22 protein-coding genes are annotated in these 20,505 nt (G+C 43.4%); all 22 read right to left on the reverse strand.

Annotation, left to right across the window (positions count from 1 at the left end; genetic code table 11):
• Positions 1 to 169: 169 nt before the first annotated feature.
• The gene (gene codY, locus BVI01S_RS07465; RefSeq protein ID WP_034755633.1) at positions 170 to 949 is read right to left on the reverse strand and encodes a GTP-sensing pleiotropic transcriptional regulator CodY; all 780 of its coding nucleotides are present in this window, start codon (positions 947 to 949) and stop codon (positions 170 to 172) included.
• Between the two features lie 96 nt (positions 950 to 1,045).
• Positions 1,046 to 2,458 (reverse strand): ATP-dependent protease ATPase subunit HslU, encoded by a 1,413-nt coding sequence (gene hslU, locus BVI01S_RS07470; RefSeq protein ID WP_034755635.1) that lies wholly within the window; start codon positions 2,456 to 2,458, stop codon positions 1,046 to 1,048.
• Positions 2,459 to 2,520: 62 nt separating this feature from the next.
• Entirely contained in the window at positions 2,521 to 3,063 is a 543-nt protein-coding gene (gene hslV, locus BVI01S_RS07475) for an ATP-dependent protease subunit HslV (RefSeq protein WP_034755638.1), read from the reverse strand.
• Between the two features lie 20 nt (positions 3,064 to 3,083).
• The gene (gene xerC, locus BVI01S_RS07480) at positions 3,084 to 3,983 is read right to left on the reverse strand and encodes a tyrosine recombinase XerC (protein WP_061809806.1); all 900 of its coding nucleotides are present in this window, start codon (positions 3,981 to 3,983) and stop codon (positions 3,084 to 3,086) included.
• Positions 3,984 to 4,044: 61 nt separating this feature from the next.
• Positions 4,045 to 5,343: an FADH(2)-oxidizing methylenetetrahydrofolate--tRNA-(uracil(54)-C(5))-methyltransferase TrmFO gene (gene trmFO, locus BVI01S_RS07485; protein ID WP_061809807.1), complete on the reverse strand. Its 1,299-nt coding sequence runs from the start codon at positions 5,341 to 5,343 to the stop codon at positions 4,045 to 4,047.
• 228 nt (positions 5,344 to 5,571) lie between these two features.
• Positions 5,572 to 7,647: a type I DNA topoisomerase gene (gene topA, locus BVI01S_RS07490; protein WP_061809808.1), complete on the reverse strand. Its 2,076-nt coding sequence runs from the start codon at positions 7,645 to 7,647 to the stop codon at positions 5,572 to 5,574.
• Positions 7,648 to 7,948: 301 nt separating this feature from the next.
• Positions 7,949 to 8,824: a DNA-processing protein DprA gene (gene dprA, locus BVI01S_RS07495; protein WP_061809809.1), complete on the reverse strand. Its 876-nt coding sequence runs from the start codon at positions 8,822 to 8,824 to the stop codon at positions 7,949 to 7,951.
• 73 nt (positions 8,825 to 8,897) lie between these two features.
• Positions 8,898 to 9,800 (reverse strand): succinate--CoA ligase subunit alpha, encoded by a 903-nt coding sequence (sucD, locus tag BVI01S_RS07500; RefSeq protein WP_034755649.1) that lies wholly within the window; start codon positions 9,798 to 9,800, stop codon positions 8,898 to 8,900.
• Between the two features lie 16 nt (positions 9,801 to 9,816).
• The gene (gene sucC, locus BVI01S_RS07505; protein ID WP_034755652.1) at positions 9,817 to 10,977 is read right to left on the reverse strand and encodes an ADP-forming succinate--CoA ligase subunit beta; all 1,161 of its coding nucleotides are present in this window, start codon (positions 10,975 to 10,977) and stop codon (positions 9,817 to 9,819) included.
• A gap of 239 nt (positions 10,978 to 11,216) precedes the next feature.
• On the reverse strand, positions 11,217 to 11,498 hold the full coding sequence (locus tag BVI01S_RS07510; protein ID WP_034755655.1) for an EscU/YscU/HrcU family type III secretion system export apparatus switch protein: 282 nt from the start codon (positions 11,496 to 11,498) through the stop codon (positions 11,217 to 11,219).
• Positions 11,495 to 13,240 carry a TP0910 N-terminal domain-containing protein gene (locus BVI01S_RS07515; RefSeq protein ID WP_034755656.1) on the reverse strand — a complete coding sequence of 582 codons (1,746 nt, stop codon included), beginning with the start codon at positions 13,238 to 13,240 and terminating at the stop codon, positions 11,495 to 11,497. Before BVI01S_RS07515 ends, BVI01S_RS07510 begins: the two co-directional genes overlap by 4 nt.
• Before the next feature lie 50 nt (positions 13,241 to 13,290).
• Positions 13,291 to 14,073: a ribonuclease HII gene (gene rnhB, locus BVI01S_RS07520; RefSeq protein WP_034755658.1), complete on the reverse strand. Its 783-nt coding sequence runs from the start codon at positions 14,071 to 14,073 to the stop codon at positions 13,291 to 13,293.
• Positions 14,074 to 14,163: 90 nt separating this feature from the next.
• Entirely contained in the window at positions 14,164 to 15,030 is an 867-nt protein-coding gene (ylqF, locus tag BVI01S_RS07525; RefSeq protein ID WP_034755660.1) for a ribosome biogenesis GTPase YlqF, read from the reverse strand.
• A 27-nt stretch (positions 15,031 to 15,057) separates the two neighbouring features.
• Complete coding sequence (gene lepB, locus BVI01S_RS07530) at positions 15,058 to 15,597, reverse strand: signal peptidase I (RefSeq protein WP_034755663.1); 540 nt, start codon at positions 15,595 to 15,597, stop codon at positions 15,058 to 15,060.
• A 174-nt stretch (positions 15,598 to 15,771) separates the two neighbouring features.
• A complete protein-coding gene (rplS, locus tag BVI01S_RS07535; protein WP_032088854.1) occupies positions 15,772 to 16,116 on the reverse strand; it encodes a 50S ribosomal protein L19 in 345 nt (114 codons plus the stop codon).
• Between the two features lie 136 nt (positions 16,117 to 16,252).
• The gene (gene trmD, locus BVI01S_RS07540; RefSeq protein WP_167562105.1) at positions 16,253 to 16,987 is read right to left on the reverse strand and encodes a tRNA (guanosine(37)-N1)-methyltransferase TrmD; all 735 of its coding nucleotides are present in this window, start codon (positions 16,985 to 16,987) and stop codon (positions 16,253 to 16,255) included.
• Positions 16,987 to 17,502 carry a ribosome maturation factor RimM gene (gene rimM, locus BVI01S_RS07545; RefSeq protein ID WP_034760343.1) on the reverse strand — a complete coding sequence of 172 codons (516 nt, stop codon included), beginning with the start codon at positions 17,500 to 17,502 and terminating at the stop codon, positions 16,987 to 16,989. Before rimM ends, trmD begins: the two co-directional genes overlap by 1 nt.
• Positions 17,503 to 17,519: 17 nt before the next feature.
• A complete protein-coding gene (locus BVI01S_RS07550; protein ID WP_034755683.1) occupies positions 17,520 to 17,906 on the reverse strand; it encodes a YlqD family protein in 387 nt (128 codons plus the stop codon).
• A 230-nt stretch (positions 17,907 to 18,136) separates the two neighbouring features.
• Positions 18,137 to 18,370 carry a KH domain-containing protein gene (locus tag BVI01S_RS07555; protein ID WP_034755686.1) on the reverse strand — a complete coding sequence of 78 codons (234 nt, stop codon included), beginning with the start codon at positions 18,368 to 18,370 and terminating at the stop codon, positions 18,137 to 18,139.
• 12 nt (positions 18,371 to 18,382) lie between these two features.
• Positions 18,383 to 18,655, reverse strand: a complete 273-nt coding sequence (rpsP, locus tag BVI01S_RS07560) for a 30S ribosomal protein S16 (protein ID WP_034755689.1) — start codon at positions 18,653 to 18,655, stop codon at positions 18,383 to 18,385.
• A 118-nt stretch (positions 18,656 to 18,773) separates the two neighbouring features.
• Positions 18,774 to 20,117: a signal recognition particle protein gene (gene ffh, locus BVI01S_RS07565; protein ID WP_034755693.1), complete on the reverse strand. Its 1,344-nt coding sequence runs from the start codon at positions 20,115 to 20,117 to the stop codon at positions 18,774 to 18,776.
• A 12-nt stretch (positions 20,118 to 20,129) separates the two neighbouring features.
• Entirely contained in the window at positions 20,130 to 20,441 is a 312-nt protein-coding gene (locus BVI01S_RS07570) for a putative DNA-binding protein (RefSeq protein WP_371928757.1), read from the reverse strand.
• Between the last annotated feature and the right edge of the window lie 64 nt (positions 20,442 to 20,505).

Genomic DNA, 20,505 nt, shown 5'->3' on the forward strand with positions numbered 1-20,505 from the left:
ACTTCATTCAATAGCAACAGTATTTACGAAAATAGCCAAATGATAGAACGATTCCGATTTTAATAATGAATTTCGGATACGTTTGGATTTTCTTTTAACAAAGCACTCTTGTCCCAGCATCAATTAATACAAAAAAAGCTGCTTCCCAGAGGGAAACAGCTTTTTTGTATTAGTTTGTACGTAATTTATCTAATTCCACCAAGAATTTATTATTTAATACCTTGATGTAAGTACCTTTCATTCCAAGGGAACGGGATTCGATCACGCCTGCACTTTCAAGCTTGCGAAGGGCGTTGACAATCACTGAGCGGGTAATTCCGACTCTATCTGCAATTTTAGAAGCAACCAGAAGTCCTTCATTTCCATTTAGCTCTTCAAAGATGTGTTCAATGGCTTCTAACTCACTGTATGAAAGGGAGCTGATTGCCATTTGGACGACAGCCTTGCTTCTCGCTTCCACTTCGATTTCTTCCGCTTTTTCACGAAGGATCTCCATACCTACTACCGTTGCACCATATTCAGCAAGAATGAGATCATCATCTTCAAAGCTTGCTTCAAGACGAGCAAGGATTAATGTTCCTAATCTTTCCCCCCCACCGATGATAGGGACGATGGTCGTTAAACCATTTTTGAAGAACTCTCTATTTTCAACAGGGAAAGCGGTATATTCGCTATTCACATCCAAGTTGGGAGATGTTTCTTGTACATTAAATAAATTTTGAGTATATTCCTCAGGGAATTGACGGTCAGCAAGCATCTGCTTCATTCGTTCATTTTCGATTTGTTGATTGATGGCGTAGCCAAGTAGTTTTCCACGACGGCTAACCACGAAGACATTCGCCTCGATCACCTGACTTAATGTTTCGGACATTTCTTTGAAGTTCACCGGTTTCCCAGCAGCTTTTTGCAACATGGCATTGATCGTTCTTGTTTTACCTAATAAATTCATTACGTTTCCTCCTACTACAACTAAAGTGTATCTATTATTTAATTTTATATGATCCTTAATCCATCTACCTATACCCCATAAAGGGTAAGGAAAAACTTAAAGGATGAACTGACTCAGATCTTTATCTTTTGAAATGGCGCCAAGCTTATCATCCACATATTGCGGTGTGATCTTTACCGTCTCCAGGGTGATATCAGGCGCTTCAAAGGATAGGTCTTCAAGTAGTTTTTCCATGATTGTATGAAGTCTTCTGGCCCCGATATTATCAGTATTCTGATTCACATCATAAGCGATTTCAGCAAGTCTACGAATAGCATCGTCAGAAAATTCAATTTGTATACCTTCTGTTTCCATTAAAGCGATATATTGTTTAATGATGGCATTATCCGGTTCGATAAGGATCCTCACGAAGTCGTCTGTAGACAACTTCTGAAGTTCAACCCTGATCGGGAAACGTCCCTGCAATTCAGGGATGAGATCGGAAGGTTTACTCATGTGGAAGGCACCGGCTGCAATGAACAGGACATGATCCGTCTTCACTGATCCATATTTCGTGACAATGGTCGATCCTTCCACAACCGGAAGGATGTCACGTTGAACACCTTCCCTGGATACATCAGCAGAAGATTGTCCTGAGCTCTTGCTGGCAATTTTATCGATTTCATCGATGAAGATGATCCCGGATTGCTCTGCACGAATGATTGCCTCCTGGGTTACTTCATCCATATCAATAAGCTTTTGAGCTTCCTCATTTGTCAGCACCACTCTTGCTTCCTTCACCTTCAGTTTACGCTTTTTCTTTTTCTTCGGCATGAAATTACTCAGGGCATCCTGCATATTCATCCCCATTTGTTCCATTCCCGATCCTTGAAGCATATCAAACATGGATGCTTGCTGCTCCTCGACTTCAATCGTGATGAATTCTTCTTCCAATTCACCATTTTCAAGTCTTTTTTCCATTCTTCTTCTTTGCTCTTGGAGAGAAATCTCTTCCTGCTTTTCTTCCTCTTCTTCAGATGTCCCTTGTGCCCCGTTACCGCCGAAGATCATTTCGAATGGGTTCTTATAAGACGATGATTTCTTCTTGGACGGCACCACCAGCTCTACCAGACGGCGACTTGCATTTTCAGCTGCCCTTTCCCGGACACCGACCATTTTCTCCTCTTTCACCAGACGGACAGATGTCTCCACCAGATCTCTGACCATCGATTCAACATCACGTCCAACATAACCCACTTCCGTAAATTTGGTTGCCTCCACTTTTACAAATGGGGCACGGACCAATTTTGCGATCCTTCTGGCTATTTCCGTTTTACCGACACCTGTCGGACCCATCATTAGGATATTCTTTGGAATCACTTCATCTTTCAATACATCGGACAGAAGGCTCCGTCTATAACGATTTCTCAGGGCTACGGCAACCGCTCTTTTGGCGTCCTTCTGGCCTACAATATATTGATCCAATCGTTCAACTATTTGCCTTGGGGTTAAGTGATCAGTATTCTTCATCAAATGGCACACTCCTTACTTTCTTATAGTGTGAGAGAATATCAATTCTTATCTGAAGCTTCTTAAAGCTCTTCAACGATAATTTGGTTATTCGTATATACACATATATCGGCAGCGATCTGAAGGGAAGAACGGGCGATTTCCTTAGCAGTCAAGTGGTCTCCGGCATACTGTTTTAATGCCCTGCCGGCGGATAATGCATAATTCCCACCGGAACCGATTGCCAGAATCCCATCATCCGGTTCGATCACTTCACCTGTCCCTGAAATCAACAGCAGGTGGCTTTCATCCATGACAATCAACATCGCTTCAAGCTTTCTCAGTACTTTATCGCTCCTCCACTGTTTCGCGAGCTCGACTGCAGCTCTTGGAAGATTTCCGTTAAACTCCTGAAGCTTCCCTTCAAACATTTCAGACAAAGTAAACGCATCGGCAACAGATCCCGCGAATCCAGCCAATACTTTTCCATTAAAAAGCTTTCGTACTTTTTTTGCCGTATGCTTCATGACAACTGAATTACCGAATGTAACCTGCCCGTCACCGGACATCGCACACTTGCCATTATGCTGTACGGCAAATATAGTGGTTGCGTGGAATTGATCCATTTCCTAAACCTCCAACTCTTCTAAGCACGTGGGTGATGTGCTAAATACGTTTTTCGTAACTGATCCTTGGATACATGGGTATACAACTGGGTGGATGAAAGCTGAGCGTGTCCAAGAAGTTCCTGAACCGTCCTTAAATCGGCGCCATTATTTAATAAATGGGTTGCAAATGTGTGACGCAGCTTATGGGGATGTATCTTCCCCGTCAAAGATGCTTTCTCGATCATCTTATTTAAGATGAGACGGATGCCTCTTTGGGTTAATGCTCCACCACGATGGTTGACCAGCAATTGAGTATGGGAAACATCCTTCGCAAGCTTCGGCCGGGAATGTAATATGTATTGTTCTAAGGCATCATGGGCAAAGCTCCCAAATGGGACATACCTTTCTTTTTTCCCTTTCCCTTTGACCAGCAGCGTGGACATCCCAAGGTCCACGTCACCTAACTGTATATTCGTACACTCACTGACACGGATCCCCGTCGCATAAAGAAGTTCGAATATGGCCAGGTTACGCATCTCTAATGGGGTCTCCCCATTACAAGCATCCAGCAACGCCTGTATTTCCTCCTCATAAAAAAAGGCCGGCAATCGCTGTTCCTTCTTCGGAAGATTGACAAACGAAAAGGGGTTATCGAGTAGTTGCTTTTCCCGATTTAAATAACGGTAAAAGCTTCTAATGCTCGAAACCTTCCTTGAGACGGAAGACCTCTTTAAACCGTGATCATGCAGCTTAGTTAAAAAAAGTCGTGCATCAGAATACTCGACATCTTTTAATGAACGTAAACCTTGTTCTTTCATAAATACGTAAAACTCTTCGATATCATGACGATATTGTTCAAATGTATGAACAGAATAATGTTTTTCTATTTGTAAATATTCAGTAAAGGAATGTAATTGTTCATCTAATTGCTTATTCATGTTTAACACCTCACAAGGGCTACTAAATAGTAACACAACCGGGGGACCCTTGCAACGAATTTTACACTTTTTTCACAAAGTTCTGAATTGTTTCCAAGGCCCTGCTTGCATGCTGCTCATTGCGTTCTTTTTTCCCTTTTACCTTTTTTGGCAATTCCGGGAAAAGACCGAAATTGGCATTCATCGGTTGAAAGTTATGTTTATTCGCTGTAGTGATATATCTTGCCATACTTCCCATGGCCGTTTCGTACGGAAACACGACGGGTTCTTCTCGAGCTGCGAGTTTGGCTGCATTGATACCTGCAATCAATCCGCTGGCAGCAGATTCCACATATCCTTCCACACCTGTCATTTGCCCGGCGAAAAACAGGTTCTCATGATTCTTTAATTGATACGTGTCCTTCAGAACATTGGGTGAATTGATGAAGGTATTCCTGTGCATGACGCCGTACCGTACAATATCGGCATTCTCCAGGCCAGGGATCAATTGTAGAACTTCTTTCTGAGGTCCCCACTTTAAATGGGTTTGGAATCCCACAATATTGTAAAGAGTCCCCGCTGCATCATCCTGTCTTAATTGCACAACAGCATATGGACGTTTACCTGTTTTAGGATCTTCAAGTCCGACCGGCTTAAGGGGGCCGAATAACATCGTCTTCTTCCCGCGGGAAGCCATTACCTCGATGGGCATACATCCTTCAAAGAAAACCTCTTTCTCAAATTCTTTCAACGGAACCGTCTCAGCAGAAATAAGGGCTTCATAGAATCTATTGAACTCACTCTCGGTCATGGGGCAGTTCAAATATGCAGCTTCACCTTTGTCATACCTGGACTTTAAATATACTTTGTCCATATCGATGGAGTCCTTCTCTATGATCGGGGCAGCCGCGTCATAGAAGTATAAATGTTCCTCCCCTGTCAGTCGTTTGATTTGATTTGAAAGGCCTTCACTCGTCAGGGGCCCGGTAGCAACAATGGTGATCCCCTCGGGTAGATCCGTTACTTCCTCATTAAACACGGTAACATTCGGGTGGTTCTTCACTTTGTTTGTGACAAGTGCTGCAAATTCATGACGATCCACGGCGAGTGCGCCTCCAGCCGGTACAGAGCAGGCATCCGCTGCTGACATGATGACTGAATCCAACCGTCTCATTTCTTCTTTTAATACACCGACTGCATTCGTAAGTGTATTCGCTCTAAGGGAATTACTACACACCAGTTCTGCAAATTTATCTGTATGGTGGGCAGGGGTTTTAATGATGGGTCTCATTTCGAAAAGGTTGACCTTTATTCCCCTTTTCGCAATCTGCCAAGCCGCTTCACTACCTGCTAACCCTGCTCCAATAACATTTACTGACATTTATCTGTTGACCTCCTACATTCCGAACGCTTTATCCAATTTGCATTGTACACCAAGGGACAATGATAAGAAAGATAATTGTATATTGAAAATATGTATCATTTGTTACAAAGATTCAGAGAAAACATAAAAGGGCTGACCCACCAGGTAATAGAGAAATCACCTGTTGGGACAGTCCCTCGTTCCATTGTATTCCTTCATTGTTCAACAATCAATCGTTTTTGATCACTATTTCTGAGGTTCTTCTTTATAATCACAATTCGTACATTGAATTTGATTACCCTTTTTAAGCTTCTTCTCCACGAGCAGCTCTGAACATTTCGGACATTTCCGTTCAATCGGTTTATCCCATGATAAGAAATCACATTCAGGATACTGGTCACACCCGTAGAAAATACGCTTCTTCTTGCTTTTACGCTCGATGATATTCCCTTTTTCACATTTAGGACATTTCACACCGATTTCTTTCACGATTGGCTTGGTATTACGACAATCAGGAAAGTTGCTGCATGCCATGAACTTGCCGTATCGTCCCATCTTGAATACCATTGCGTGGCCGCATTCTTCACAGTCTTCCCCGGCAGGTTCATCACGGATTTCAATTTTCTCCATTTCATTTTCCGCTTTTTCGAGATGCTTTTCAAAATCCTGATAAAACCGGTCAATGATTCTTTCCCACTTCACATTGCCATCCTCAATGTCATCCAGGCTCCGTTCCATGTTAGCCGTGAACTCGACATCGATGATATCAGGAAAGAATTCCCTCACTAACTCTAACACGATTTCTCCAAGTTCCGTCGGGATAAATCGCTTGTTATCCAGAGTAACGTACCCTCTCCTTTGAATCGTATCAAGTGTAGGAGCGTATGTGGACGGTCTTCCGATACCGAGTTCTTCCAATGTTTTCACGAGTCTTGCCTCGGTGTATCTTGGCGGCGGCTGTGTGAAATGCTGATTTGGATCAATGTTTTCACTTTTCACCTTATCGTTTTCTTCAAGTGCTGGAAGGAAATTGTCCTTTTCCTCTTTTTGATCATCCGACCCCTCGACGTATACTTTCATAAAACCGGGGAATTTCACTTTCGAACCTGATGCCCTGAACATGACGGAGCCGTTTACGAGATCTACACTCATCGTGTCCATGATCGCAGGTGCCATCTCACTCGCTACGAAACGTTCCCAGATCAATTTATACAGGCGATACTGGTCTCTTGAAAGGAACTGCTTAACCGATGACGGATCCCTCAGGGTACTGGTCGGCCGGACGGCTTCATGGGCATCCTGGGCTTTTTGCTGTTTTTTCTCTTTACGCTCAGACTGCTTGATAAAATCCTCGCCATATTTATTCACGATATATTCATTGGCTTCTTTCTGAGCTACTTCAGAAATCCGGGTGGAGTCCGTTCTCATGTATGTGATAAATCCGACGGTTCCTTGTTTCCCCATTTCGATTCCTTCGTATAACTGCTGTGCAAGCATCATCGTCTTCTTTGCCCGGAAATTCAATTTACGGGCTGCCTCCTGCTGGAGTGATGAAGTAGTAAACGGTGGTGCAGGATTTCTCTTTCTTTCTTTCTTTGTGACTTTATTCACTTCGAAAGACTTCCCTTTCACCTTACCAAGAACATCCTTTACTTCTTCTTCGTTTTTCAATTCCACCTTTTTACCGTCAATGCCATAAAATGATGCCTGGAATGTATCGCTACCTTTTGTGAATTCCGCTTCGATGGACCAATACTCTTCCGGAGTGAAGGCTTTGATTTCATTTTCCCTGTCGATGATCAACCGGACCGCAACGGACTGGACCCGACCTGCACTTAGTCCCTTTTTCACCTTTTTCCATAATAATGGGCTGATGTTGTAACCAACTAACCGGTCCAGGATCCTTCTTGCCTGCTGGGCATCCACCAGGTCCATATTGATTGCACGTGGATGCTTGAATGATTCTTTGATCGCATCCTTCGTGATTTCGTTGAATACGACCCGGCATTCTGATGTGGTATCCATATCAAGGCTATGAGCCAAGTGCCATGCAATTGCTTCCCCTTCTCTGTCGGGGTCGGCAGCCAGAAAGATTCTTTTCACTTTTTTCGCAGCGGTTTTTAATTCTTTTAATACGGGTCCTTTACCGCGTATGGTGATATACTTTGGTTCGAATTCATTTTCGACATCGACGCCCATCTGACTTTTTGGCAAGTCCCTGACGTGTCCCATTGATGCCCTGACCTTATATTTTTTACCTAAATAACGTTCAATCGTTTTCGCCTTAGCCGGCGATTCCACTATTACTAAATAATCTGCCATCCAATTAGCCTCCTTAAAGAGGAAAATAATCACTGTTTTATAGCACCTTGGAATGTTCTTTCTACAAGTACAAACGGAAACGTTTACACTTACATTCACATAGGTGTAAGAATGAATTCAGTGTAGAGAAGTACTGCTCTTATCTATTTATTTCTCTTATATACAGTTTTTGATACCTGTTGCAAAATGTATAACAGTTTTACCATAAATGCAACCATTTTGTATGAATTACATGTGATATTCGCTGTTTCATGTTCACAAAAACCCTTTATTAATAGATTTTACATCATATTTTTGAAGTTTATACACTGAGCTCTGAGAATATGTCTTCTATTGACAGAACCATTTTGGCACCTTCTTGAATCAGGGTGTTTGTTCCTTCTGCCAACGGATCGTGTATGGACCCTGGTAAACACAGGACTTCTCTCCCTTCATTCAATGCATAATCAGCCGTGATGAACGTACCGCTCTTTTTTGTCGCTTCGGTGACAAGTACCGCATCACTGAGGCCACTGATGATTCGATTTCTAAATGGAAAATGCCATCTTTCAGGTTTGATATAAGGGGGATATTCCGAAAGGAGGAGGTGATGGTCCATCATATGATTGGCCAAATCAACATTTTGCTTAGGATAAATATGCTGGAATCCTCCTCCGAGCACACCGATCGTTCTGCCACCTGACCTTATCGCTTCTTTATGAGCGATTGTGTCAGCCCCTTTAGCCAGTCCGCTTACGATCACAACTTCACGTTTGACCAGTTGTGGAATCATGGTGTGAAGTACTTTTTCTGTGTAGGAAGTGGCGTTTCTGGAGCCTATGACAGCCAATTTTGGAGAAGCGTGGAGAAGTTTCCTGTCCCCTTTTAAAAAGAGTAGAAATGGCGGATCATATACATTTTTCAACAAGGCGGGATAATCTTCATCAAACACGGTGATCCACTCTATATGGTTCTCGGCATAGAGCTCCATATAGCGCTTTGAAGGAAAGGAATGGAGGTCTTTATAGAAGGTTTCTAGATTCGTAGTAGTAGCATGGGTTATTTGTTGGAGCTTTGATTTAGGGAGTCGAAGGACAGAGTAAAGATCCTGATGGGTTTGAACCAATCGTTTGATTCCTTTCAAGCCGATTCCTCGGCAGTGATGAATATGAAAGACAAGGTGACGGTTTCCTTCCATTAAAAGCCTCCTAACGATCATTTATATAGATAAAACTGAGACTGACAGCCAAGCTGTCAGTCTCAGTAAAAGATTAATGCGTTTTACATTTATCGAGGATTCCTTCTTCTTTAAGAACCGTGATCAATGTTTCACCCATATCAGATGGAGTCGGCGCAACTTGAATTCCACATTCGTTCATGACGCGGATTTTCTCATCTGCCGTCCCTTTACCACCTGAAATAATCGCACCGGCATGACCCATACGTTTCCCTGGAGGAGCCGTACGTCCACCGATGAAGCCTACTACTGGCTTCGTCATGTTAGCCTTGATCCACTCAGCGGCTTCTTCCTCAGCAGTACCTCCGATTTCACCGATCATGATCACGGCATACGTATCCTCATCTTCATTGAATGCTTTCAATACGTCGATGAAATCTGTACCGTTTACAGGATCTCCACCGATACCTACTGCCGTAGACTGTCCGATTCCAGCTTGTGAAAGTTGGTGAACGGCTTCATACGTCAGTGTACCAGAACGGGAAACAACCCCAACATGGCCTTTTGTATGGATGTAGCCAGGCATGATTCCGATCTTACACTCATCAGGAGTGATGACTCCAGGACAGTTAGGCCCGACAAGGCGTGTTTTCTTGCCTTCCATATAACGCTTTACCTTCACCATATCCAATACAGGGATATGCTCTGTGATACAAATGGCCAAATCAAGCTCGGCATCTACCGCTTCCATGATTGCATCTGCTGCAAATGGAGCAGGAACATAAATAACGGAAGCATTTACGCCAGTTGCTTTCTTCGCTTCTTCCACAGTATTGAAAACAGGTACGCCTTCAACCTCTGTTCCGCCTTTTCCAGGTGTAACACCTGCCACGATCTGTGTACCGTATTCAAGCATTTGCTTTGTATGGAAAAGAGCTGTTGATCCTGTAATTCCTTGTACAACAACCTTGGTATCTTTATTAATAAATACGCTCATTAGTCCCCCGCCTTTCTCAGCCTACTTGCTCAACGATTTTTTGTGCGCCGTCTGCCATGGATTCAGCTGCAATAATATTCAATCCTGACTCATTAAGAATTTCTTTCCCTAAGTCAACATTCGTCCCTTCAAGACGAACCACAAGTGGTACTTGAAGACCGATCTGCTTAGCTGCTTCAACAACACCTGTTGCAATGACGTCACACTTCATGATTCCACCGAAGATATTGACGAATATACCTTTAACGTTTTCATCAGAAAGGATGATTTTGAATGCTTCCGTTACCTTCTCTGCCGTTGCACCGCCCCCAACGTCCAGGAAGTTAGCGGGATCTCCGCCATAATGCTTCACGATGTCCATTGTAGCCATGGCAAGTCCTGCTCCATTAACCATACAGCCGATATTACCGTCAAGGGAAATATAGCTCAGGTCATATTTGGAAGCTTCGATTTCTTTTGCATCTTCTTCTTCCAGATCTCGTAATTCGATGACATCCTTTTGACGGTATAATGCATTTGAATCGAAGTTGAACTTCGCATCAAGTGCCATGACGTCTCCATCACCTGTCACGACTAACGGGTTGATTTCAACAATGGAAGCATCCTTTTGGATATACACATTGTAAAGACCCATCATGAACTTAGCTGCTTTCCCTACAAGTTTTTGAGGGATATTGATATTGAATGCAATACGTCTCGCTTGGAAACCCGTTAATCCAACCACTGGATCGATGTACTCTTTAAAGATTTTCTCAGGTGTTTGTTCCGCTACTTCTTCGATTTCCGTTCCGCCTTCTTCAGAAGCCATCAGGACAACCTGTGAAGTTGCACGGTCGAGTACAAGACCTACATAGTACTCTTTCTTAATATCACAGCCTTCTTCGATAAGTAAGCGCTTTACTTCCTTACCTTCAGGACCCGTTTGGTGAGTAACTAAAGTTTTTCCGATTAATTCCTCTGCATATGTACGCACTTCGTCAAGGCTCTTGGCGATTTTGACTCCGCCAGCTTTACCCCGGCCACCTGCGTGGATTTGCGCCTTTACAACATATACGCTAGAATCTAACGTCTTCGCCGCTTCTACTGCCTCTTCAGCTGTAAAAGCCACTTTACCATTTGGTACGGATACCCCGTAATTTCTGAGGATTTCTTTACCTTGATATTCATGGATATTCATTTTCCATCCTCCTATCAAACTCTTCAAAAAATAGACTGCGCTTTCATTGTATAAAATGACAGTATATATGTCTACCATTATGCTAAAAATATTATATTAATTTAAAAATTCTGAACATATTTTGATAGAATCCATCCATATCAAGCCATTTTTACTGGGAGAAATGCACATAAATTATTATACTCAAAAAATATATTTCACCTAATCAGTCTAACATCTTCACGGTGACTTCCATCCGGTTATTCTTTCCTGGATATGTCTCTGTCCAAACGGTAGATAAACGCAAACACTTCCGCTACGGCCCCGTATAATTCCTCCGGGATGGATTCACCGATATCCAGGTTGCCGAGCAGGGATAAAAGACTCTTATCCTCTTGAACAGGCACTCCATGCTCACTTGCTTTTGACAGGATGTTTTCAGCGATCATCCCTTTTCCTTTTGCCACGATTTTCGGGGCCGACCCGTCCTGCTGATTATAACCCAGAGCGATCGCTTCTTTTCTCTCGTGCCGGCTTTTCATATCCTTACATCAACTCCGGAAAATATCTGATTGAACTCATCCCCTAAGATTCTTTCTGAGAGGCTTTCGTGTTTATCGGGTTTCTTCACCTTTACGGCGGATAACTGATAGTCCAATTTCTCGAGGGCATGTTTCAAATCAGGAATGAAAGGCTGGGACAACGCTTCTGCTGCTGGATGGTCATTCCAAACGGTAAGTGAAATGACACGGTGCTGAACCTGCATATCGATCAGGGTTTCATCCATTTCCTTCATATTAAGGTAAAATAATACTCGACAATAGTCACCGTCGATGACTCCCTTTTCTTTCTCTTTTCCTGTCCATTGTAAGGTGATATCCGTGTTTCGTCCAAACAGGTACATTGGAAACTGTTGCACGATTGTTAGGAGAGGGGATGGATCCTGGGAATGAAGCACTTGATGGTTCATTCTCAGAACAATGTCATCGGCTAATTGGCGAATGTCAGACGCCGGATGGTTCTGGCTTAGCCCGATAAGATGCTCCTTCAGTGTCTGGTTCTGGACGTCATATCCTCTATGGAGCTGAGCTTCATAGTTGATTCCAAAGTCACCGATCACCCTTTTTAACACTTTGGCCAATTCATCTCCCTGAATTTGTTCCGTCAGGTCCGATACCGTCTGGTGGTAAAGCATCTGAAAGATTTTCACCTGATTGGAGGAAGGGGCACCTTTCCCCCATATCTGTTCAAGCCTGCTAACGTTCACTTCCACTAGCCTTTCTTTCCCTGCTAATCCGATGAGCTGTCTCGCCGCTGCTTCAGGCGTCTCCTCTTCGATTCCCTCCAGGCGGGTTAGTGAGCCTGTAAGGACGTTCATCCATTTATGCACAAGGGAGGAAGCTTGCTTTGTGGATTCTTGGCCGGATCCTGAAGCCTCGCTACGACCGCTTCGAAGCCCTTCAGATGACGATAGCTCGACCCCCATATCTGATGTCACCCTATCAAGGATCATACCCGATAATCCTTCCTTCCATTGATTCATGACCGTTTCACCCGGGATGAATCCAAGGGACTTCAATACATCGAAGTGTCCCAAACGGGTAGCGTAGGTCTGGGAGGAATCCGCTAAAACCGTCAAGGCTTTGATGAGAAGATTTTCAGATATATTTCTTCTCAAGGGTTCCTGAAGCCTTTGAATCATTTGAAGAGTGCCTCCATCTCCTCCCGCTTCTTTTAACCTTGAAGAAAGAGTATCAAGCATGGAAATAAAATCACCCTTTTCCTCCGCTTTCATCGAAAGGAATACCCTGTCTGTAAATGGCATGTTCCTCTTAGCCATTTCCACGATGATCTTTGAATGAAGAGGTGCATCTTTCCCTGTCACATGCTTCCCTGCAAACGCCAGCATCTCTTTATGGATCGGTATCTTATCCTTCACAAGCTCCTTGACCAAAGAAGTCATTTCTTTCTCATCGCCCGAAACGGATAGATGATTCAGGAGTTTAGAAGCCATACCCTCACCATCACTTTGAGGAGACGGGATCAATTTGAGGCTGATTCCTGTCTCTGTCTGCTTCACTTCAACCCATTGACGCTCTCCTTCTTTCAAAGGAGATTCAAGCTTTGCCAAGAACCTCTGACCGTTTGCAGAAACTTCTGCCAGATCGTCACCCATCAACTTATGTACCTTTATATAGATAATCCTTCCTCCCTGGACCGAAAATGGTTTTCCACCAAGGGAGGACAGTGTCTGATTCCTTGCAGTACCGTGAATGTGGGTCATTCTCTCATCCCCTGTCCTATGGTATTCATCCTACAATTTATTAAAAACACTTATCCCTTTGTCTGCAGAAGCTCCTTTACCGGTGCGAAGCTTTTCCGGTGAAGCGGGGTCACTCCTAATTGCTCAAGCCCAATTAAATGGTCTTTTGTTCCATACCCTGCATTTTTCTCGAAAGCATAGCCGGGATATTTTTCAGCATACTCCTTCATCATCCTGTCTCTCGTAACCTTTGCGATAATGGAAGCTGCCGCAATGGATATGCTTTTCGAATCCCCTTTGATGATTGACTGACTCGGATACGGCGATACAATCTTCATTGCGTCGATCAATAAGTAATCAGGCTGAACCGGCAGCTTTACGATTGCTTCATTCATCGCTTTTTTCGTTGCTTGATAAATATTGATGGAATCGATCTCCTCCGCGTGGACCATTCCAACTCCAATTGAAATCGCATGATGTTGGATGTATTCATAATACTCTTCCCTTTTACCTTCTGAAAGTTTCTTGCTGTCATTCAATCCTGCCAGGTAGAAGTCTTGGGGAAGGATGACGGCCGCCGTTACGACCGGCCCTGCAAGAGGTCCCCTTCCCACTTCGTCTATCCCGGCGATACGGGTAAACCCTTGAAGACGCAGCTCCTCTTCATATCGTGTGAGGTCTTGAAACTCCTTTTTCTCCTTAGCCTGTTTCTTTCGTCCCCTTTCGATCTGAAGCAGAAGTTTCTGAACACCTTTTCTCTCGTCCAGTTTCAATTCTTCCAAAATCGGATCAGACTCTTTCAGTGTCCCGATCAACTGTTTGATTTCACTGATCGTTCTATGTACTTTCGTCACGTATGTTCCTCCTCATCTATATCGGATATCCCGCACAAAAATAAAGAGGCTGTGTCAAAGAGATCCATTCCCTTTATACAGCCTCTGCCATTATTCACTATCTGTTTCAGCTTCACCAATAAAATCAAATGTCATGGGTCCTAACTGAACATTCCGTATATCCCTGACGATGATTTCAGAAGTCTTGTCATAATTGACTTCTCCACCCGCCATCAGACAGCCTCTTTTAGCCCCGATCTTATCAAAGCTATCCACTACCTCTTCAGATATCCCTTCGAGGCCGTAACGCTCCTCTAATCGCTCTGGATAATGCTCTGCAAGAAAACGAAGGCCATATACGGCAATGTCCTGCAAATTCAGGATGGTATCTTTGATTGCTCCCGTCAATGCAAGTTTATAGCCTACCTTGGGATCCTCGAACTTCGGCCATAAAATGCCGGGGGTGTCGAGCAGTTCAAGCTCTTTACCGACCTTGATCCATTGCTGGGCTTTCGTCACACCAGGTGTATTTCCTGTTTTGGCGATGTTCTTCTTCGCCAGCCTGTTGATCAAGGTGGATTTACCCACGTTTGGAATCCCCACGATCATTGCCCTGATCGCCCGGGGTCTCATTCCCCTGGACTTCATGCGATCGAATTTATCTTTCAGGATCTCTTTAGCAGCCTGCACGATGACTTGAAGTCCTTTGCCGGCTTGTGCATTGACCGCAAGTGCGGTGATCCCCTGCTCTTTAAAGTAGGCAATCCACTGATTGGTCCTGTTTGTGTCTGCCATGTCTGCCTTATTTAATAAGACGAGTCGCGGCTTTTGACCGATGATTTCTTCAATCATCGGATTTCTCGATGATAACGGTATTCTTGCATCTACTAATTCAATCACTATGTCTACAAGTTTTAATTTCTCAGTAACCTGTCTACGAGCTTTAGCCATATGCCCTGGAAACCATTGTATCGTCATATGACCACCTCCAAACACTTTTTTCTATTATTTCACCAAACCGAAATCTTTAACAGGCCAATAGATCACTTTCGTGTCCCCGATTACCTCATCGGTCGAGACCGTCCCGATATGACGGCTATCTTTACTGAATCGACGGTTATCCCCCATAACAAAAATTTCTCCATCCGGTACTCTTTCTTCACCGGTTATATCCTTTAATGAGAAATCTTCGGTTAAGACACCGCCGTCCAATTGATCTTTGTATTCCTTGAGATATGGTTCAGTATAGGCTTTACCATTTATATATAATGTATCATTTTTATACTCTACTTTATCCCCCGGCAGGCCGATGACCCGTTTGATATAATCCTTTTGCTCAGGGGCATGGAAAACGACGATATCGAAGCGCTCAGGCTCCCCCAGTTTACTTACAATCATTCGGTCACCATTATGTAAAGTAGGCATCATTGATAATCCGTCAACTACGATGGGGGCAAATAAAAAGAATCTGATGATAGCTGCTAATCCAACTGCGATTAACAGGGCCTTCATCCATTCCCACCACTCGTTTTTTTCTTTAACCACATCTCCACCACCCATGATTTTTTCTATCTTTTTCTATTCTACTAGAAATTCTTCTAATTCTCATTAAAAATTGGTGGTTTCCCGAAAATAGTCGATATCCTCTTTTCATTCCCTTGACGAAGGGTTTTAGAAAAAGGAAAAGGAGCTTGTCTCCAAGCTCCTTTTCTTACGTTCTTATCGAATTTCTTTAATACGAGCCGCTTTACCACGTAGATTACGTAGGTAGTAAAGTTTCGCACGACGGACTTTACCGCGACGAATAACTTCTAATTTAGCGATTTTAGGTGTGTGTACTGGGAAAGTACGCTCAACACCTACACCGTAAGAAATTTTACGAACAGTAAATGTTTCGCTGATACCGCCACCACGGCGTTTGATTACTACTCCTTCGTATACCTGAATACGTTCACGAGTACCCTCAACGATGTTAACGTGTACACGTACTGTATCACCAGGACGGAAAGATGGTAGATCAGAGCGAAGTTGTTCTTTCGTAATATCTTCGATTAATTTGTGCATCTTATTCAACTCCTTCCAACAGATGCTCTTACAAAAGCGATTGATTGCAGCGGAACATCGGGATCCATGACTTCAGGAATTAACTCCTCAAGCCACAAAGAATATAATATCATACAGGCATTCAGGATGCAATAGCCTATTTAGAGTTTCTCCATTCCTCTATCCACGCCTTCTGTCGATCTGTGAGGGGATAACTCTCTAATAGATCCGGTCTTCTCTCATAGGTCCTTCTCAGGCTCTCTTTCTCTCTCCATTCATCGATCAGGCGATGGTTTCCTGAAATCAGCTCTCCGGGCACCTTCATCCCTCTGAAATCCGAAGGACGGGTGTAATGAGGATGCTCTAAGAGACCTGAAGAGAACGAATCAAGTATGGGAGAATCCTCATTCCCAAGGACTCCCGGAAGCAGACGGACAACACTATCTATGACTACCATCGCACCGAGTTCCCCGCCGGTCAACACATAGTCACCAATGGAGATTTCGTCGGTTACCACGTGCTCTCTGATTCGTTCATCGTAGCCTTCATAATGACCGCAAATAAACACGAGGTGATCTTCTTTCGACAACTCTTCAGCCTTTTGCTGGGTATATCGTTCTCCCTGTGGGCACATGAGGATGACCCGCGGCGTAGATCCTTCTTCTTTTTTCAAGGCATCGACTGCATCGAATATAGGCTGGGGCTTCAACACCATTCCAGCCCCCCCGCCGTAAGGGTAATCATCCACCTGATTATGTTTGTTATCAGCGTACTCACGGAAGTTAATCACATTATAAGTAACGGCTGCTTTCTCAGAGGCCTTTTTTAAGATGGAATCACCGAAGATCCCTTCGAACATACCAGGGAATAAAGAGAGGACGTCAATTCTCATCATGATAAGAGACCTTCCATCGGCTCAATGGTAATAAGCTGATCCTCAATATCAACCATTTTCACGATATCCTCTATATAGGGGATGAGGTACTCTTTCCCTCGCTCACCCTTCACTACCCATACATCATTCGCACCCGGGCTTAAAATCTCCTTGACGGTACCCAGCTCTTCTCCTGCAGTCGTCACTACCTTACAGCCGACGATTTCATGGAGATAGTATTCTCCTTCGTCCAGTTCCTGTAACTGGTCTTCCTGCACCTTCAGGATGCCTTCTTTAAACTTCTCAACCTCATTGATATTTTCATACCCTTCAAACGTAAGCAAATCAAAACTTTTATGATTTCTGTGAGATTTGATCACGAGACCTAGGGGTTCCTGGCCATTTCGGAACAAATAGAGAGTGTTCCCTTTCTGATAACGCTCTTCGGGGAAATCTGTCGTCGAAACGACTTTCACTTCCCCTTTCACTCCATGAGTGTTGACAATCTTACCTACATTAAACCACTTTTCCATCGCATTCACCTCTTGCATTAACGTATTTCCTTCACTATACCGTCTTCTATGACAATCGTCTTTGAAAGGGTTTCTTCCTCCCAATTGTCACCAACTTGAATGTCCATCATACCCTGGACTTCCTTTTCCTTCAGCTCGCTGCCGATCGGGAGGATATTCAGCTGTTCCATTTGAAAATCCAATAGCTTGATTTTTTCTGCCCGTTCATTCAATTCTTTTTCAAAATGCTGATTTAATTTATGAGTGGGGTATTTCTTGCCACGTTCAATCTTTTTCATTTCGAACTGAAGCTGATCACTTTCCTTTTTCAGATGAAACTTTTGATTTTCATAGCGTTTCATTAACAGGTCCTTACTCTTTTCTGTGAGGACTTGTTTAATGGTTATCGTATGTATCACGTTCAACGTCTTTCCTCCTCCTTTTGTTCACCCCTCACTGATGTCATGGTCTTAAGGGTGTTCTTAGGGGAGAAACGGCTTGTATGGGGCTTTCAGAACCCTTCTGACGATAGTATACCATTACACGGCGGTCACCCTATGAAAAAGGGGACTGACGTCTTAAGGCTAAGTAGTAACCTTTGTGGGTCAGTCCCCTGATTCTTAGAGCTTATTGTAATGAGCTTAAGGAAGCTTTCTTACTCCACTATCTCTAAGAAAATTTTCTTCTGTTGTGAAGATCCTGCTGCAGCGTATACCACAGTTCGAATCGATTTAGCTACTCGCCCCTGTTTCCCAATGACCTTACCCATATCCTCGGGGTGAACGGATAACTTATAAGTTAACCCGTTCGTTCCTTCATCCAAATCGACGCGGACAGAGTCCGGATGGTCAACCAGGGGTTTCACAATCGTTAGAATAAGATCTTTCATCGATCTAATCGATTACTTGCTGTTTTTAGCATTGTGGAATTTTTCCATAATGCCTTGGTTTGAGAATAGGTTACGAACTGTGTCAGATGGCTTTGCACCATTTGATAACCATTTAAGAGCTAACTCTTCATCGATTTTCACTTCAGCTGGTTTAGCAACCGGGTTGTAAGTTCCAACTGTTTCGATTTGACGTCCATCACGTGGTGAACGAGAATCTGCAACTACGATACGATAGAAAGGAGATTTTTTTGCTCCCATACGTTTTAATCTGATTTTTACTGCCATAATTAAAGCACCTCCGAATAGTTTCACACAAGTTAGTATAATATCAAATGTGTATTTTGTTTGTAAAGTGTTTTTTCTTAACAGTTCAATTTTTCTTTTGAAAAACCGAACGAATCGCTTACATAAATGGGAATTTCATCCCTTTTTTCTTACCTTTTCCTTGCATCCCACTCATCTGTTTCATCATTTTCTTCATGTCCTCGAATTGTTTCAGAAGACGGTTCACCTCTTGAATGGATGTACCGCTCCCTTTTGCAATCCGTTTACGACGGGAAGCATTGATCGTTTCCGGGTGGGTTTTTTCATCACCTGTCATGGATTGGATGATGGCCTCTACGTGACTGATCTGCTTGTCATCGACTTGAATCTTATCCAGACCCTTCATCTTGTTTGCTCCAGGCATCATTTTAAGAAGCTCGTCCAATGGCCCCATCTGCCTCACTTGACCTAGTTGATCAAGGAAATCATCAAAGGTGAAAGACATGGTGCGCATCTTTTGTTCCAATTCTTTGGCCTTCTCTTCATCCACGTTGGCCTGAGCCTTTTCAATGAGAGATAACACATCCCCCATACCAAGGATCCGTGATGCCATACGCTCAGGATGGAAGGCTTCCAAGGCATCCATCTTCTCACCCATACCTACAAATTTAATAGGCTTTTCAGTGACGGAACGGATGGATAACGCTGCACCACCCCGGGTGTCACCGTCGAGTTTTGTCAGGACAACACCCGAAATGCCAAGAGCATCATTGAAGCTTTGAGCGACATTTACTGCATCTTGACCGGTCATGGCATCCACCACGAGGAAAATCTCGTCCGGGTTGGAGAGTTCTTTGATTTCCTTCAGCTCTCCCATCAGGTTTTCATCAATGTGAAGTCGACCTGCCGTATCAATCAGAACATAATCGTGATGTTCTTCTTTTGCTTTTTCGATTGCTTTTTTCGCAATTTCAACCGGGCTTACCTGATCCCCAAGTGAAAACACGGGAAGGCTTAATTGCTTTCCGATCGTTTCCAACTGTTTAATGGCAGCGGGACGGTAAATATCAGCCGCCACCAACAGCGGTTTGCGATTATGTTTCTTTCGAAGCAGGTTCGCAAGCTTACCAGTGGTCGTCGTTTTACCTGCACCTTGTAAACCAACCATCATAATGACAGTCGGTGGACGTTTAGCGACGGCAATCTGACTTTGTTCGCCACCCATCAAGTTCGTAAGCTCTTCCTGAACAACTTTAATGACCTGTTGACCCGGTGTAAGGCTCTTCATGACTTCTTGTCCGACAGCCCGTTCACTTACTTTCTTGACGAATTGCTTCACCACTTTAAAATTAACGTCTGCTTCTAAAAGAGCAAGACGAACTTCACGCATCATTTCTTTAACATCCGCTTCTGAGATCTTTCCTTTTCCGCGGATTTTTTGTATTGTACCTTGCAGTCGGTCGGCTAATCCTTCAAATGCCATTCATGCCGCCTCCTAATCCAATATTTCAAGATCATCAATGAGTTTTAAACAATGAGAAGAATCGATTGATGGCTCTTCTATTTTTTGTCTGAGTTGGTCAAGAATCTCGTTGCGTTCTTGAAATTTCTTAAATAATAAAAGCTTTTCTTCGTACTCCTCGATCATGGCCTCTGTCCGCTTGATGTTATCGTACACTGCCTGACGGCTGACATTATATTCCTCAGCGATTTCACCTAAAGAGAAATCATCCAGATAATAGAGGGACATATAGCTTCTCTGCTTAGGAGTTAACAAAGATTGATAAAAATCGTAGAGATAATTCATTCTGGTCGTTTTCTCCAGCACGGATATCCCTCCTTGTTAAGTGAAAAACCTTTACATATGAAGA

The organism is Rossellomorea vietnamensis NBRC 101237, assembly GCF_001591825.1.
In the GTDB taxonomy this organism is placed as follows: Bacteria; Bacillota; Bacilli; order Bacillales; family Bacillaceae_B; genus Rossellomorea; species Rossellomorea vietnamensis.